The following is a 15,150-nucleotide window of genomic DNA, read 5'->3' on the forward strand; positions in this document are numbered from 1 at the left end:
CGCGCCTCCCTTCAGGCCACCGCCCGCCGGTGGTCCTTCCAGTGCGGCTCGCGCAGCTTGTACTTCATGACCTTGCCCGCCCCGCTGATCGGCAATGCCGCCACGAACTCCACACTGCGCGGGCATTTGTAGCCGGCGATCAGCGCCTTGCAGTGGGCCTGGATCGCCTCGGCCTCGACCTGCATGCCGGGCTTGAGCACCAGCACGGCGTGCACGGCCTCGCCCCATTGCGCATGCGGCACGCCGATCACGGCCGCCGCCGCCACGGCCGGATGCCGCGTGAGCGCGGCCTCGACCTCCCCGCAGTAGACGTTCTCGCCGCCGGAGACCACCATGTCCTTGAAGCGGTCGACGATGAAGACGAAGCCATCCTCGTCCATGCGCGCGGCATCGCCCGTGAACATCCAGCCGTCGCGCAGCGCCTGGGCCGTGGCTTCGGGCAGGTTCCAGTAGCCCGACATCGCGCAGGGGCTGCGCACCGCGATCTCGCCGACCTGGCCGCGCGGCACCTCTCGGCCCTCCACGTCCACGATGCGCACATCCACGCCGTTCAGCGCCCGGCCCGCCGAGGGCAGCTTGCCGAGCTTGCGGCCTTCGGCCGCGTGGTACTCCGCGGTCAGGTAGGTCACGCCAGCGGCCAGTTCCGTCATGCCGTAGCCCTGCACGAAGTCCGCGTGCGGGAGCCGCTCGAACGCCCGCTCCAGCAGGGCCTCGGAGATCGGCGAGGCGCCATAGCCGATCACGCGCACGCTGGACAGATCGGCCTCGCGCGCGGCCGGGTCGTCGAGCAGGAACTGCAGCATCACCGGGATCAGCATGAGGCTGGTGATGCGGTGCTCGGCGATGGCCTTGAGCACACCGCCTGGCGTGAAGCCCGGCAGGAACACGTTGGTCGTGCCCACAACGAGGCTGCGCATCAGCGCGGACAGGCCACCGAGGTGGAACAGCGGCGCGCTGTGCAGCAGCACGGCGTCACGGTCCAGCGGCGAGGCGATCAGCGACAGCGCCGCGTTGGCGGCCAGCGCCTCCTGGCTCAGCATCACGCCCTTGGGCCGGCCCGTCGTGCCGCCCGTGTAGAAGACGCCGGCCAGGTCGTCACCGCTGCGCAGCGCGTCGTCCACGGACCTGGCCGTGGCGATCATCTGCTCGGTGTCCAGAAAGCCGGCCGGCGCGGGCTTGTCGCCCACGTAGAACACGGTCTTGAGGCAGGGCGCCTCGGCCTGCAGCGCGGGGACCATGGCCACGAAGCTGTCGTCCACGAACAGCATCGCGGTTTCGCAGTCCTGCAGCGAATACGCGATCTCGGCGGCGCTCCAGCGTGTGTTGACCGGGTTGACCACGCCACCGGCCCACCAGACGGCCAGGTAGAACTCCAGCGTGCGGTCGGAATTCAGCGCGAGCATGCCGACGCGGTCGCCCGCACGCATGCCCTGCGCCTGCAGCGCACCGGCCAGCCGGGCGACGCGCGCATGCAGCTGGCGGAAGGTCTGGCGGCGGCCCTGGTAGACGGTGACCACGCGGTCGGGGTACTGCTGCACGGCACGGTGCAGCGATTGGGTCTGGCGCAAGCGCATGGAGTCTCCTTTCAGGACGGCAGGACGGGGCCGAAGCGTTCGTAGGTGTCGCCCTTCAGGCGCAGCATCTGCAGTTGCTCGAGCGGGGCGTAGTCGCTGGGGCTGGTCCTCACGCGCATGCCGGCGCGCACCATGGGCAGCGTCAGGTCGAGCGCCGCGGCCTGGCGCATCACGTTTTCGCGCGTGAGCTGCTCGCCGGCCTGCTGCAGCACCTTCTCCATGAGCTGGCCCATGCTGTAGGCCAGGGCGTTGAGCGTCTCGTAGGGGTTGCCATCGGGGTAGTACGTGGCCATGAATGACGTGAACTCGCGCACTTCGGGTGTGTCGCGTTCGGCCGTCTCCGAGGGGTCGCGCATGAAGGTAGCCGTGATCACGCCCTGCGCGTTGTCGATGCCGGCCGGCTTGATCACCGACTGCAGCGAGGCCGACACGCTGGCCAGGTAGTGCATGGGCTTCCAGCCCATCTCGGCGCTGCGGCGGATCGCCATGGCCGCGAACTTGGGCGTGCTCACGTTGAAGAAGGTGTCGGCGCCGGCGGCCCGCAGCTGCACCAGTTGGCTGTCGATGGTCGGGTCGCTGAACTCGTAGCTGAGCTGGGCCACGACCATGGCCTTGGCCCTGTCGCCCAGCGCGTCCAGGAAGCCCTTGAGATAGTCCTTGCCGAGGTCGTCGTTCTGGTAGAGCACGCCGATGCGCGCGTTCGGCTGGTGCTGCAGGATGTGGCGGGCGTGGATGGCGGCCTCGACCTGGTAGGAGGTCTGAAAGCCCATGGTCCACGGAAAGGCCTTGGGATCGTTCCAGCGGCTCGCGCCGCTCTGCACGAACAGCTGCGGCACCTTCCTGGCGTTCATGTACTTCTGGATCGCGAGGTTGGTCGCCGTGCCCAGCACGGCGCCGATGAACAGCACCTCTTCCTGCTCGACCAGCTTGCGCGCCTGCTCCACGGTCTTGGAGGGGTTGTAGCCGTCGTCCAGCGACAGCAGCCTGAGCTTGCGGCCGTTGACGCCGCCCTGCGCATTGACCTTGTTGAAGTAGCCCTGCAGCGCCTTGCCCATGGTGCCGTAGGAGGACGCCGGCCCCGAGTACGGCAGGATGTTTCCGATCTTGATCTCGGTGTCGCTGACGCCGGGGCCGTAGGACTTGTGCGCGCGCGATGGCAGCGCAGTGGCGAGCCCCAAGGCCAGCGTCGCACGCCGCGACAGACCGGCGCGGTCTCCGTCTTTCTTCATGCTCTTGTCTCCTGGTGGTTGTCGTGACCTGCAAGGCCAGGGCGGCCCCGTCGGCGCGAAATCCTAGGCCGGGGGGCGGCCGGCCCCCTCGTCCGGAACGACGATTTGTGCAAGCACAGCCACCTGCGGGACAGCCATGGCCCCGCATCCGCTTTACAAAGCCGCCAAGGAGACAAGCGCGCCATGATCGACCTGCACTACTGGCCGACACCCAACGGCTGGAAGATCAGCATCCTGCTGGAGGAATGCGGCCTGCCCTACCGCGTCGTGCCCGTCAACATCGGCGCGGGTGCGCAGTTCGCGCCGGACTTCCTGGCCATCAGCCCCAACAACCGGATTCCGGCCATCGTTGACCATGCACCGCCGGGCGGTGGTGCGCCGCTGGCGCTGTTCGAGAGCGGCGCCATCCTGCAGTACCTGGCCGAAAAGGCCGGCCGGCTGCTGCCCACGGCCACGGCCGAACGCTACCGCGTGCTGCAATGGGTCTACTGGCAGGTCGGCGGCCTGGGCCCCATGGCAGGGCAGAACGGGCACTTCCTGCTCTACGCGGCCGAGAAGATCCCCTACGCCATCGACCGCTACGGTGCCGAGGTGCGCCGGCTCTACGGCGTGCTGGACCGCCAGCTCGCGGCCACGGGCGCTTACATCGCTGGCGACTACTCCATCGCCGACATCGCCAGCTTCCCCTGGGCCATGACGCACAAGGCCCAGCAGATCAGCCTGGACGACTTCCCGCACGTGAAGCGCTGGTACGCCGAGGTGCGCGCGCGGCCCCAGGTGCAGGCCGGCCTGGCGGTCGGCAAGGAACTGGGCCGGCCCGGCAAGGCCATGGACGACGGCGCACGCCGCCACCTGTTTCGCGGCACGGCCGCAGCCAACAAGGACTGACATGCCCGACATCGAATTCTTCTTCGACATCTCCAGCCCCTGGACCTACCTGGCCTTCACCAATGTGCAGCCCATGGCCGCCGAGCTTGGCGCCACGATCCACTGGAAGCCTTTCATGGTCGGCGGCGTGTTCAACACCGTGAATCCCACGGTCTACGAATCGCGCCGCACGCCGGTGCCGGCCAAGCAGGCCTACCTGGGCAAGAGCCTGGCGGACTGGGCGCGCTGGACCGGCGTGCAGATCAACTTCCCGCCCAAGGTGTTCCCGGTCAACAGCGTGAAGCTCATGCGCGGCTGCCTGGTGCTGGACGCGCAAGGCCAGCTGCCGGCGTTCGCCAAGGCGGGTTTCGAGGCCTACTGGAGGGATGACCTCGACATTTCGCAGGACAGCGTGGTGCGCGAGGTCTGTGCGCGTGCTGGCGTCGATGCCGATGCGCTGCTGGCAGCCATCGGCGTGCAGGAGATCAAGGACCAGCTGCGCGCCAACACCGAGGAACTCATCGCGCGCGGTGGCTTCGGCACCCCCACCATTTTTCTGGGAGACGACATGTACTTTGGCAACGACCACCTGCCCCTCGTGCGGGCCGCACTGGAGCGCGCACGATGAGCGCCAACGACGAACTGCTGCAGCTCAGCACGCCCTCGCCCGGCGTCGCGTGCCTCACGCTGAACCGCCCGCAGGCCATGAACGCGCTGTCGCTCGCGCTGCGCCAGGCCATCGCCGATGCCGTCGACCGCCTGGCGGCCGACCCCGCGGTCCGTGTGCTGGTGCTGACCGGCGCCGGCCGCGCCTTCTGCGCCGGGCTGGACCTGCGCGAGATCGATGGCAACGCGCTGGGCAACGCCAAGGCCGACCCGGTGCTGGCGCTGCGGCGCTTTCCGAAGCCCATCGTCGGCGCCGTCAATGGCGCGGCCGTCACGGGTGGGCTGGAACTGGCGCTGGCCTGCGACGTGCTGATCGCCTCGACCCAGGCGCGCTTCGCCGACACCCATGCGCGCGTGGGCGTGGTGCCGGGTTGGGGCCTGTCGCAGAAGCTGCCGCGGTTGATCGGCATCGGCCGGGCCAAGGAGATGTCCTTCAGCGGCAACTTCATCGGTGCCGAGCAGGCCGAGCGCTGGGGCCTGGTCAACCGCGTGGTGGCGCCCGAGGAACTGCTGCCCCAGGCCTTCGCGCTGGCCGCCGACATGGCCAGCGCGCTGCCCGATGTGGTGCAGATCTACAAGCAGCTGATCGACGGTGGCTATGCCGGCAGCCTGGCCGATGGCCTGGTGGAGGAGAAGGCCGCCTCGCGCCGCTGGGCCGAGTCGCTGGACACCGCCCAACTGCGCGCCCGGCGCGAAGAGGTGCAGGCCCGGGGCCGCACCCAGGCTGGGTAAACCCCGACTCGTCGCTTCGGACGATGACGGCGGCGCGCTGCGCCGCTAGGCTGCGGGTTCTCGCAACGCACAGACCACCACCATGTCCGACGCATACATCATCGACACCTGCCGCACGCCGCGCGGCATCGGAAAGGTCGGCAAGGGCGCCCTTGCCGACCAGCACCCCCAGCACCTGGCCGCCACCGTGCTCAAGGCGCTGGCCGAGCGCAACCAGCTCGACACCGCCGAGGTGGACGACGTGATCTGGGGCACCTCGACCCAGCGCGGCAAGCAGGGCAACGACATGGCCCGCATGGCGCTGCTGGACGCCGGCTACAGCCACCTGGCCAGCGGCGTGACGCTGGACCGTTTCTGCGGCTCGGGCATCACCTCGGTCAACCTGGCGGCCGCCACCGTGGCCGCCGGCTTCGAAGACTTGGTCATCGCGGGCGGCTGCGAGATGATGAGCTACACCGCCACGCTGGCCGACCCCGCCAACCCCAGCATGATGGACGCCGGCAACCTGCGCCTGCGCCGCAACGTGCCGCAGTCGCACCAGGGCGTCTGCGCCGACGCCATCGCCACGCTGGAAGGCATCCCGCGCAGCGCGCTGGACGAACTGGCGCTGCTGAGCCAGCAGCGCGCCGCCGCCGCCATCGAGGGCGGCCACTTCCAACGCAGCCTGGTGCCGGTCTACCGCGAAGATGGCAGCCTGGCGCTGGACCGCGAGGAGTTCCCGCGCCCGCAGACCACGCTGGAGGGCCTGGCCTCGCTCAAGCCGGCTTTCGAGGTCATGGCCGAGCGCCCCATCGACGCGCAGGGCAACACCTACGCGGGCCTGATCCGCCAGGTCTTCCCCGAACTCAAGATCAACTACGTGCACCACGCCGGCAACAGCTCGGGCGTGGTCGACGGCGCCGGCGCGCTGCTGCTGGCCTCTGGCGCCTACGCCAAGAAGCGCGGGCTCCAACCCCGCGCGCGCATCGTCGCCATGGCCAACGTGGGCGACAGCGCCACGCTGATGCTGAACGCCCCGGTGCCGGCCGCGCGCAAGGTGCTGGCCAAGGCCGGCCTCACCGTGGACGACATCGACCTGTGGGAGATCAACGAAGCCTTCGCCGTGGTGGCCGAGAAGTTCATCCGCGACCTGAAGCTGGACCGCGCCAAGGTCAACGTCAACGGTGGCGCCATGGCGCTGGGCCACCCCATCGGCGCGACAGGCTCGCTGCTGATCGGCACGCTGCTGGACGAGCTAGAGCGGCGCGACCTCAAGCGCGGCCTGGTCACGATGTGCGCTGCCGGCGGCATGGCACCGGCCATCATCATCGAGCGCGTCTAAGCGCTCCCCTTTCGTCCTTCCAGCCCATGGCCACGCGCCATGGGCCTGGCCTGCTGCTGCCTCCTCACTGCCCATGACCACCTTCGCCTCCCGCAGAACCACGCTGATCGCCCTGGCCGCCGCTCTCACCACCGGCTCCGTGCTGGCCCAGAAGAAGTACGACCCCGGCGCCAGCGACACCAGCATCAAGATTGGCAACCTGGTCGCCTACTCGGGCCCCGTGTCGGCCTACGGCACCATCGGCAAATCGGCGGGCGCCTATTTCGCCAAGGTCAATGCCGAAGGCGGCATCAACGGCCGCAAGATCGAGTACCTGTCGCTGGACGACGCCTACACGCCGTCCAAGACCGTGGAGCAGGCGCGCAAGCTGGTCGAGCAGGAGGAGGTGCTGGCGCTGTTCCTGCCGGTGGGCACGGCCCACAACCAGGCCATCCAGCGCTACATGAACGCCAAGAAGGTGCCGCAGCTGTTCGTGGGCTCGGGCGCCACGCGCTGGGGCGACATCACGAAATTTCCGTGGACGCTGGGCTGGCAGCCGACCTACCACACCGAGGGCCGGGTGTTCGGCCAGCACGCGCTGGCCAGCAACCCGAACGCCAAGATCGCCGTGCTGATGCAGAACGACGACTTTGGCAAGGACTTCCAGAAGGGCCTGCTCGATGGCCTGGGCGACAAGGCCAAGGCGCACATCGTCTCGACCCAGACCTTCGAGGTGACCGACCCCACGGTGGACAGCCAGATCGTCTCGGCCCGTGCGGCGGGTGCCGACGTGCTGATCATCCTGGCCACGCCCAAGTTCGCCGCCATGGCCATCCGCAAGACGGCCGAAATGGGCTGGAACGCCCAGCGCTACGTGGCCAGCGTGGCGCAATCGGTCGGCGCGGTGCTGAAACCCGCCGGCCTGCAGAACGCCGAGGGCGTGATCAGCGCCACCTACTTCCGCGACCCGTCCGACCCGGGCCAGAAGGACACACCCGAGGTCAAGCAGTATCTGGCCTTCATGCAGCAGCACTATCCGCAGGGCGACCCGTACGACTCGCTGAACCTGATCGGCTACTCGGCCGCGCAGACGCTGGTGCAGACGCTCAAGCAGGCCGGTGACAACCTGACGCGCGAGAACGTCATGAAGCAGGCGCTGAGTTTGTCCATGACGCTGCCCATGCTGTACCCCGGCATCGACGTGAAGACCGGTCCCAGCGACTTCTTCCCGATCGAGAAGATGCAGCTGATCCGCTTCAACGGCACGCGCTACGAGCCCGTGGGCAGCCTGTTCTGAGCGGCACGCCCATGCACGGTCCGACCGCCCCCGCCCTGGCACTGCGCGCGCTGCGCCGCTATCCGGACCGCATCGCCTTCGCCGAGGACGGGCGCCAGCTCTCCTACGCCGGCACGCTGGCGCTGATCGGCCGCATCCAGGCCGTGCTGGCGGCCGGCGACACGGCAGCGCCGCGCGTGGCGCTGCTGAGCGCCAACCGCGCAGAGGCCTGGGCCGCCGAGATCGCTGTGCAGGCGCTGGGCGGCAGCACCACCTGGCTGCACCCGCTCGCCGCGCTGCCCGAGCAGCAGTTCCAGATCGCCGATGCCCAGGCCGAGTTGCTGGTGGTGGACGCGGAGACCTACGCCGAGCGCGGCGGCGCGCTGGCGGCCGGCTGCCCTCAGCTGCGCCAGGTCTGGACGCTGGGGCCGGCCGGCTACGGGCAAGACCTGCTCGCGGCCATGGCAGTGGCCGGTGAGCACAGCCCGCGCGACTTCTCGCAGGCGAACACCGTCGCCAGCCTGGGCTACACGGGCGGCACCACGGGCCGCTCCAAGGCCGCGCTGCGCCACCAGCACCAGGCGGCCGCGATCACGCGCGCCATCCTCGCGGACTTCGAGCTGCCGGCCACGCCGCGCTACCTGGCGGCCGCGCCCATCAGCCATGTGGCCGGCACCAAGGTGCTGCCCACGCTGCTGCGCGGCGGCACCGTGCACCTGCAGCGCGGCTTCGACCCAGACAGGCTGCTGGCCACGCTGCAGGCCGAGCGCATCAACATGACGCTGCTCGTGCCGACCATGGTCTACAAGCTGCTGGACCATCCGGGCCTGGACGCGACCGACCTCGGCGCGCTGGAGTTGCTGCTGTACGGCGCCTCGCCGATGTCGCCGACGCGGCTGCTGGAGGGCATGGAGCGCATCGGCCCGGTGTTCTCGCAGCTCTACGGCCAGACCGAGTGCTACCCGATCAGCCTGTTGCGCAAGGCCGACCACGACGCGCGCCGGCCCGAGCGCTTCGCCTCCTGCGGCATGCCGCTGGCCGGCTGCGACGTGCGCCTGCTGGGCGACGACGGCGCAGAGGTGGCCCCAGGCGAGCCCGGCGAGATCTGCGTGCGCGCCGACAGCGCCATGGCGCTGTACTGGAACCGGCCCGAGCTCACGGCCGAGACGCTGGCCGGCGGCTGGCTGCACACCAGCGACATCGCACGCCAGGACGACGAAGGCTACCTCTACATCGTGGACCGCAAGAAGGACATGGTGGTCTCGGGCGGCTTCAACGTCTACCCGCGCGAGGTGGAGGACGTGCTGACCACCCACCCGGCCGTGGCCATTGCAGCCGTGATCGGCGTGCCCGATGCGACCTGGGGTGAGGCCGTGGCCGCCATGGTCGTGTGCCGGCCCGGCATGCAGGTGGACGCGCAGGCGCTCATGGCGCTCGTCAAGCAGCACAAGGGCGCGCAGCAGGCGCCCAAGCGCGTGGACTTCGTGGATGCGCTGCCGCTCACGGCACTCGGCAAGGTCGACAAGAAAGCCTTGCGCGCGCCATTCTGGGACGGGCAGCAGCGCAAGGTGGGTTGACTGTCCCTTGGACGACGCGGCCGCTGCAGCCGCACGCCTAAGATGGCCCGCGAGGCACCCTGTGCACCGCGACAAGGAGACAAGCCATGGCCATCGCCCAGAGCCAGACTGAGAGCCAGATCGACGGCCAGAACGTCGGCGGCGCGCACTTCGACTTCCTGGTCATCGGTGCTGGCATCTCCGGCATCGGCGCAGCGCGCCACCTGCGCGCGCGCTGGCCCGAACGCCGCTTCGCCGTGCTCGAGGCCATGGACGGTTTCGGCGGCACCTGGTGGACGCACCGCTATCCCGGCGCGCGCTCCGACAGCGACCTCCACACCTACGGCTACGCCTTCAAGCCCTGGATGGGCAGCGCCATCGCCACGGCCGACGAGATCCGCCGCTACCTGGCCGAGACCATCGCAGAGAACGGCCTGGCGCCGCACATCCGCTACGGCCACCGCGTGCTGTCGGCCGACTGGTCGTCGCAGGACCGGCGCTGGACCCTGCGCATCGCGCGCAAGGGCACCGACGCGCCGCTCGTGCTGACCACCGGCTTCCTCTGGATGTGCGCCGGCTACTACGACCACGGCCAGCCCTACACGCCCGACTGGCCGGGGCTGGACCGCTTCCAGGGCCGCGTGGTGCACCCGCAGCACTGGCCCGAGGACCTCGATTGCACGGGCCAGCGCGTCGTGGTGGTCGGCTCGGGCGCCACGGCCGCCACGCTGATCCCGGCGCTGGCCGAGCAGGTGGCGCACGTGACCATGCTGCAGCGCTCGCCGACCTTCTTCTCGGCCCTGCCGCGTGCCCATCCGCTGGAGGCCCCGCTGCGCGCGCTGGACCTGCCGGCCGAGTGGACGCACGAGATCCTGCGCCGCGCCCACATCGCACGCAACAGCGAGGTGGTGCGCATGTCCTTCGAGCGCCCGGAAGACCTGCGTGCCAACCTGATCGAGCAGGCGCGCAGCCAGCTGCCCGCGGACTTCGACGTGGACCGGCACTTCAACCCGCGCTACCGCCCCTGGCAGCAGCGCGTGGCCGTGGTGCCCGACGGTGACCTGTTCGCCGCCATCCGCAGCGGCAAGGCCTCGGTCGTCACCGACGGCATCGCGTGCTTCGACGCCACCGGCATCCGGCTGGCCGGCGGCGCGCACCTTGCGGCCGACGTGGTCGTCACGGCGACCGGCTTCGACCTGCAGGTGCTGGGCGGCGTGCCCTTCGCCATCGACGGCATGCCGGTGGACTTCACGCAGCGCGTGACGTGGCGCGGCGTCATGCTCGAAGGCCTGCCCAACCTGGCCTATGTGATGGGCTATTTCCGTTCGAGCTGGACGCTGCGGCTGGATCTGGTCTGCGACCTCGTGTGCCGCGTGCTGGAGCACATGCAGGCCCGTGGCCACACCGTGGTCGAGCCGCGGCTGCGCGCAGAAGATGCCGGCATGCCGCGCCAGCCCTGGATGGACCCGCAGAACTTCAACGCGGGCTACATCCTGCGCGCGCAGCACCGCATGTTTGGCCAGGGCGACCGCGACCCGTGGCGGCACAACCTCGAATACCACGAAGAGCGCAGCCTGCTGCCCGCCGTGCGCGCCGACGAGAACGCGCTCGCCTACCGTTGAACGCCCAAGGAGCCCATCCGATGCCCCTCGATCCCCACCTCGCCGGCGTGCTGCAAATGATGGCTGCAACGGGCAGGAAGCCCACCTCCGAAGGCACGCCCGCCGAGGGCCGTGCGGGCTACCTTGCACTGACGCTGGGCACCCGCAAGCCCCACGAGGTCGTGCCCGTGGCCAGCGTGCAGGACGGCACGGTCGACGGCGCCACCGGGCCGCTGCGGGCCCGCATCTACCGCCCGGAGGGCGCGGGGCCCTTCCCCACCGTGGCCTACTTTCACGGGGGCGGCTGGGTCATCGGCGACCTCGATACGCACGACAACATGTGCCGCGACCTCTGCCGCGGCGCACGGGCCGTGGTGGTGGCCGTGGACTACCGGCTCGCACCCGAGCACCCATTTCCCGCCGCGGTCGACGACACCGCGGCCGCGACGCGCTGGGTCGTCGCGCACGCGGCCGAACTCGGCGGCAACCCCACCGTGGGCGTGGCCGGCGACAGCGCGGGCGGCAACCTCTCGGCCGTGGTCGCGCAGCAGCTGCGCGATGCCGGCACCGCGCTGGCCGCGCAGTTCCTGATCTATCCCGCGGTGGACCATGCCCAGGCCGACTACGCCAGCCTGGCGCAGAACGCCAAGGGCTACTTCCTGGAGACTACTACCATGGCCTGGTTCTACGGGCACTACGCCGGCACCATTGCCGACCCGCTGGACCCGCGCCTGGCGCCGCTGCGCCACACCGACCTCACGCGGCTGCCGCCGGCCGTGGTCGTGACGGCCGAGTTCGACCCGCTGCGCGACAGCGGCGCGGCCTATGCCGAGGCACTGCGGGCCGCCGGCAACCAGGTCGACTACCTGGCCGGGCCCGGCATGGTGCACGGCTTCTACGACATGGGGCGCTGGTCGCCGGCCGCGCAGGCCCTCGTGCAGCAGGGCATCCGACGCTTCGGCGAGGTGCTGCGCGGCGGCTGATCCGGCGCGACGGCAGCTCAGTCCACGGGCTGGGACCGTTCGCGCAGCTGCTCTCGAGCACCTTGCCGCTGGGGTTGCGCGGCAGCGCGTCGAGAAACACCGCGCGGCGCCGGCACTTGTAGCGTGCGACGCGTTCGCGGCAGAACGTGGCGATGGCCTCGGCGTCGGCGGGCATGCCGGGGCGCAGCACCACGCAGGCCTGCACCGCTTCGCCCCAGGTCGGGTCAGGCACGCCGATCACGGCGCAGCCGGCCACGGCCGGGTGCGTGGCCAGCACGTTCTCGACCTCGATCGGGTAGATGTTCTCGCCGCCCGAGATCACCATGTCCTTGGCATGCGGCCGGGCACATGCCCGGACCGCGCAATCCGCGCTCAGCGCGGCGCCATGCGGATGGCGCCGTCCAGGCGCACGCACTCGCCGTTGAAGTAGCCGTTGGTGACCATGGTCTCGGCCAGCTGGGCGTACTCGTCGGGGTTGCCCAGGCGCTTGGGGAAGGGCACGGAGGCGGCCAGCGCGGCCTTCACGTTCTCGGGCGCGCCCTGCAGCAGCGGCGTGTTGAAGATGCCCGGCAGGATGGTGTTCACGCGGATGCCTTCGGCCATGAGGTCGCGCGCGATCGGCAGCGTCATGCCGACGATGCCGCCCTTGCTGGCCGAGTAGCTGGCCTGGCCCATCTGGCCGTCCACGGCCGCGACCGAGGCGGTGTTGACGATGGCCCCGCGCTCGCCCGAGTTGTCGGCGTCCTGCAGCGGCTCCAGCGTCAGCATGCCGGCCGCACTCTTGGCGATGCAGCGGAAGGTGCCGACCAGGTTGACCTGGATCACGCGGTCGAAGTTGGCCAGCGGGAAGTGCTTGATGTCGCCCGTGGTCTTGTCGCGGCTGGCGGTCTTGACGGCGCCGCCGATGCCGGCGCAGTTGATCAGGATGCGCTCCTGGCCGTGCGCGGCGCGGGCCTTGGCGAAGGCCGCGTCGACCTGCTCCTCGCTCGTGATGTCGACCTTGCAGAACACGCCGCCGAGTTCCTTGGCCAGGGCCTCGCCCTTGTCGGCGTTCATGTCGAACAGCGCGACCTTGACGCCGGATTGGGCCAGGCGGCGCGCGGTGGCGGCGCCCAGGCCCGATGCACCACCGGTGACGACGGCTGCGATGCTGGAATTGAGTTGCATGAGTTCTCTCCTGGTTTGCTTGTGTTGTTCAGAGGCTGTGGTAACGGCCGCCTTGCGCCGCCATGGCACGCATGCGCGCCGTGGGTTGGTAGGGGGGCCCGAAGGCCGTGTACTTCTCGCACAGCGCCACCACCTGGGGCAGGCCCAGCCAGTCGGCGTACTGCAGCGGACCGCCGGCATAGGCGGGAAAGCCCACGCCCAGCAGCATGGCAGTGTCCAGTTCGGCCGGCGTGGCGACGACGCCCTCCTCCAACGCGTGCGCGGCTTCCACCACCATGGGCAACATCATGCGCTCGACGATCTCGGCGTCCGTGAAGTCGCGCGCGCCGCCGGTCTGCAGCACGGCCACCAGCGCACGCGCTGCGGGCGAGGAGGTCTTGCGCGGCTTGCCGGCCGGGTCGGCCTGGTAGTCGTAGAAGCCGCCGCCGCTCTTCTGGCCGAAGCGGCCCGCGGCGACCAGCGTGCGGATGGCGTTGCGCTCGACCGGGCGGATGCGCTCGGGGTAGCCGGCCGCGATCACGTCGAACACATGCGCGCCCACGTCCATGCCGACCACGTCCTGCAGGTAGGCCGGGCCCATGGGCCAGCCGAAGGCCTCCATGGCGCGGTCGACCTGCTCGAAGTCGGCGCCGTCGGCGACCAGCTGGACGAAGGCGTTCACATAGGGCGTGAGGATGCGGTTGACCAGGAAGCCCGGGCCGTCCTGCACGACGATGGGCACCTTGCCCATGGCGGCGGCGTAGGCGACGGCCGTGGACACGGCCTGCGGGATGGTGCGCGAACCGCGGATCACCTCGACCAGCGGCATCACGGGCACCGGGTTGAAGAAGTGCATGCCGACGAAATTCTCGGGCCGCGCGAGCGGCTGGGCGATGTCGTCGATGCGCAGGCTGGAGGTGTTGGAGGCGATCACCGTCTCGGCCCCCACGCTGCCTTCCAGCGCGGCAAGCACGCGGCGCTTCACGTCGAGGTTTTCCACGATGGCCTCGATCACGCAATCGAGCTGCGCGAAGCCGGCCTCGTCGAGCTGCGCGGTGATCGCGGCGCGCACGGCCTGTACCTTCTCGGGCTGGAGGCGGCCGCTCCTGACCTGGCGGGCCAACTGCTTGTCGGCCTCGGCCAGGCCCAGGTCCAGCGCGCTCTGGGCGATGTCCTTCATGCGCACGGGCACGCCGCGCAGCGCGCTCGTGAACGCGATGCCGCCGCCCATGGTGCCGGCGCCGAGCACGGCCGCGCGCGCCACCGGCCGGCCTTCGCGTGCGTGGCGCCTGTGCAGCTTCTTGACGGCCTGGTCGTTCAGGAAGGCGCGCACCAGCGAGGCCGCGGCCTGGGTCTTGGCGACGCGGCCGAAGGCAAGGGATTCGAGGTCGATGGCGCGGTCGCGGCCCAGGCTTGCGCCCTCGGCCATCATTTCCAGCGCGATCTGCGCGGCCGGCTGGTGCGGCGCCCCCCGGCGCGCGGTCTCCAGCGCCTTGGCCAGCTCGGTGGCGACGGCATCGGCCGCCAGCGGCAGCGCCGCGCGCTTGCGCTGCTGGCGCGCGGCCCAATCGACCTCACCACGGACGGCGGACTGCAGCAACGCCAGCGCGCGCGCGCGCAGCGCATCGGGCGCGGCGACTTCGTCCACGACACCGGCGGCCAGCGCCTGCGCGGCCTTGGCCGGCTTGCCGCTGGCCACCCAATCGAAGGCGGTGGCCAGGCCCGCCACGCGCACCAGGCGCACGGTGCCGCCGAAGCCCGGGAACAGGCCCAGCTTGACCTCGGGCACGCCGACCTGCGCCGTCTCGGACATGACGCGCAGGGCGCCCAGCAAGGCCAACTCCAGGCCGCCGCCCAGCGCGAAGCCGTTGATGGCCACGACGCTGGGGACGGGCAGATCCTCGAAGCGGTTGATCATGGCGTTGCTCTCGCGCACGCCGGCCGCGATCTGCTGCGGACTCTGCTGGAACTTGGTGCCGAACTCGGTGATGTCGGCGCCGACGATGAACACGTCCTTCGCACTCGTCACGAGCACGCCGCGCACGTCTGGCACAGCGGCGATCGCATCGATGGCCTGGCGGAACTCGTCGACGGTGCGTGCGTCGAGCTTGTTGATGGCATCGCCCTGGCGGTCGAAGCGCAGTTCGACCAGTCCTTCGATGTCCGACGCGGCGATCGGCAGGACCTGGATGCTTTGGCCTTGGAACAAGAACACTCTCC

The 15,150-nt window shown here is 70.3% G+C and carries 12 protein-coding genes and 1 pseudogene; 8 read left to right on the plus strand and 5 right to left on the minus strand.

The features are described from left to right. Positions 1 to 11: 11 nt before the first annotated feature. Together ASF45_RS24540 and ASF45_RS24545 are read right to left on the minus strand one after the other, a co-directional pair. Complete coding sequence (locus ASF45_RS24540; protein WP_156473183.1) at positions 12 to 1,568, minus strand: long-chain fatty acid--CoA ligase; 1,557 nt, start codon at positions 1,566 to 1,568, stop codon at positions 12 to 14. A 17-nt stretch (positions 1,569 to 1,585) separates the two neighbouring features. Further along, entirely contained in the window at positions 1,586 to 2,803 is a 1,218-nt protein-coding gene (locus ASF45_RS24545; RefSeq protein WP_056669397.1) for an ABC transporter substrate-binding protein, read from the minus strand. A 183-nt stretch (positions 2,804 to 2,986) separates the two neighbouring features. Between ASF45_RS24545 and ASF45_RS24550 the strand changes: the two genes are divergently transcribed. From ASF45_RS24550 to ASF45_RS24585, 8 genes are all read left to right on the plus strand, one after another. Then, positions 2,987 to 3,691: a glutathione S-transferase N-terminal domain-containing protein gene (locus ASF45_RS24550; protein WP_056669400.1), complete on the plus strand. Its 705-nt coding sequence runs from the start codon at positions 2,987 to 2,989 to the stop codon at positions 3,689 to 3,691. 1 nt (position 3,692) lies between these two features. Next, the gene (locus ASF45_RS24555) at positions 3,693 to 4,298 is read left to right on the plus strand and encodes a 2-hydroxychromene-2-carboxylate isomerase (RefSeq protein WP_056669403.1); all 606 of its coding nucleotides are present in this window, start codon (positions 3,693 to 3,695) and stop codon (positions 4,296 to 4,298) included. Further along, the gene (locus tag ASF45_RS24560; RefSeq protein WP_056669405.1) at positions 4,295 to 5,068 is read left to right on the plus strand and encodes an enoyl-CoA hydratase; all 774 of its coding nucleotides are present in this window, start codon (positions 4,295 to 4,297) and stop codon (positions 5,066 to 5,068) included. Before ASF45_RS24555 ends, ASF45_RS24560 begins: the two co-directional genes overlap by 4 nt. 82 nt (positions 5,069 to 5,150) lie before the next feature. Then, the gene (locus ASF45_RS24565) at positions 5,151 to 6,389 is read left to right on the plus strand and encodes an acetyl-CoA C-acetyltransferase (protein ID WP_056669408.1); all 1,239 of its coding nucleotides are present in this window, start codon (positions 5,151 to 5,153) and stop codon (positions 6,387 to 6,389) included. 73 nt (positions 6,390 to 6,462) lie between these two features. After that, positions 6,463 to 7,665 carry an ABC transporter substrate-binding protein gene (locus ASF45_RS24570; RefSeq protein ID WP_056669412.1) on the plus strand — a complete coding sequence of 401 codons (1,203 nt, stop codon included), beginning with the start codon at positions 6,463 to 6,465 and terminating at the stop codon, positions 7,663 to 7,665. A gap of 11 nt (positions 7,666 to 7,676) precedes the next feature. Then, complete coding sequence (locus ASF45_RS24575; protein ID WP_056669416.1) at positions 7,677 to 9,221, plus strand: AMP-binding protein; 1,545 nt, start codon at positions 7,677 to 7,679, stop codon at positions 9,219 to 9,221. A gap of 86 nt (positions 9,222 to 9,307) precedes the next feature. Continuing rightward, positions 9,308 to 10,822 (plus strand): NAD(P)/FAD-dependent oxidoreductase, encoded by a 1,515-nt coding sequence (locus tag ASF45_RS24580; protein WP_056669419.1) that lies wholly within the window; start codon positions 9,308 to 9,310, stop codon positions 10,820 to 10,822. A gap of 20 nt (positions 10,823 to 10,842) precedes the next feature. Continuing rightward, on the plus strand, positions 10,843 to 11,784 hold the full coding sequence (locus tag ASF45_RS24585; protein WP_056669422.1) for an alpha/beta hydrolase: 942 nt from the start codon (positions 10,843 to 10,845) through the stop codon (positions 11,782 to 11,784). 73 nt (positions 11,785 to 11,857) lie between these two features. On the opposite strand, the pseudogene ASF45_RS34790 reads toward ASF45_RS24585, so the two are convergent. The 3 genes and pseudogenes from ASF45_RS34790 to fadB all read right to left on the minus strand — a co-directional run. Then, positions 11,858 to 12,109, minus strand: a pseudogene (locus ASF45_RS34790) (fatty acid--CoA ligase); the annotation flags it as partial. A 47-nt stretch (positions 12,110 to 12,156) separates the two neighbouring features. After that, on the minus strand, positions 12,157 to 12,951 hold the full coding sequence (locus tag ASF45_RS24590) for an SDR family NAD(P)-dependent oxidoreductase (protein ID WP_056669425.1): 795 nt from the start codon (positions 12,949 to 12,951) through the stop codon (positions 12,157 to 12,159). A 28-nt stretch (positions 12,952 to 12,979) separates the two neighbouring features. Continuing rightward, positions 12,980 to 15,145, minus strand: coding sequence for a fatty acid oxidation complex subunit alpha FadB (gene fadB, locus ASF45_RS24595; protein ID WP_235581024.1), 2,166 nt, complete (start codon positions 15,143 to 15,145; stop codon positions 12,980 to 12,982). Positions 15,146 to 15,150: the final 5 nt, after the last annotated feature.

It is taken from the genome of Pseudorhodoferax sp. Leaf265 (assembly GCF_001422365.1).
Classification (GTDB): Bacteria; Pseudomonadota; Gammaproteobacteria; order Burkholderiales; family Burkholderiaceae_C; genus Pseudorhodoferax.

Coding starts and splice junctions, on each gene's coding strand:
- ASF45_RS24545 (WP_056669397.1), bottom strand. CDS start 2,803: ATGAAGAAAGACGGAGACCGCGCCGGTCTGTCGCGGCGTGCGACGCTG.
- ASF45_RS24550 (WP_056669400.1), top strand. CDS start 2,987: ATGATCGACCTGCACTACTGGCCGACACCCAACGGCTGGAAGATCAGC.
- ASF45_RS24555 (WP_056669403.1), top strand. CDS start 3,693: ATGCCCGACATCGAATTCTTCTTCGACATCTCCAGCCCCTGGACCTAC.
- ASF45_RS24560 (WP_056669405.1), top strand. CDS start 4,295: ATGAGCGCCAACGACGAACTGCTGCAGCTCAGCACGCCCTCGCCCGGC.
- ASF45_RS24565 (WP_056669408.1), top strand. CDS start 5,151: ATGTCCGACGCATACATCATCGACACCTGCCGCACGCCGCGCGGCATC.
- ASF45_RS24570 (WP_056669412.1), top strand. CDS start 6,463: ATGACCACCTTCGCCTCCCGCAGAACCACGCTGATCGCCCTGGCCGCC.
- ASF45_RS24575 (WP_056669416.1), top strand. CDS start 7,677: ATGCACGGTCCGACCGCCCCCGCCCTGGCACTGCGCGCGCTGCGCCGC.
- ASF45_RS24580 (WP_056669419.1), top strand. CDS start 9,308: ATGGCCATCGCCCAGAGCCAGACTGAGAGCCAGATCGACGGCCAGAAC.
- ASF45_RS24585 (WP_056669422.1), top strand. CDS start 10,843: ATGCCCCTCGATCCCCACCTCGCCGGCGTGCTGCAAATGATGGCTGCA.
- ASF45_RS24590 (WP_056669425.1), bottom strand. CDS start 12,951: ATGCAACTCAATTCCAGCATCGCAGCCGTCGTCACCGGTGGTGCATCG.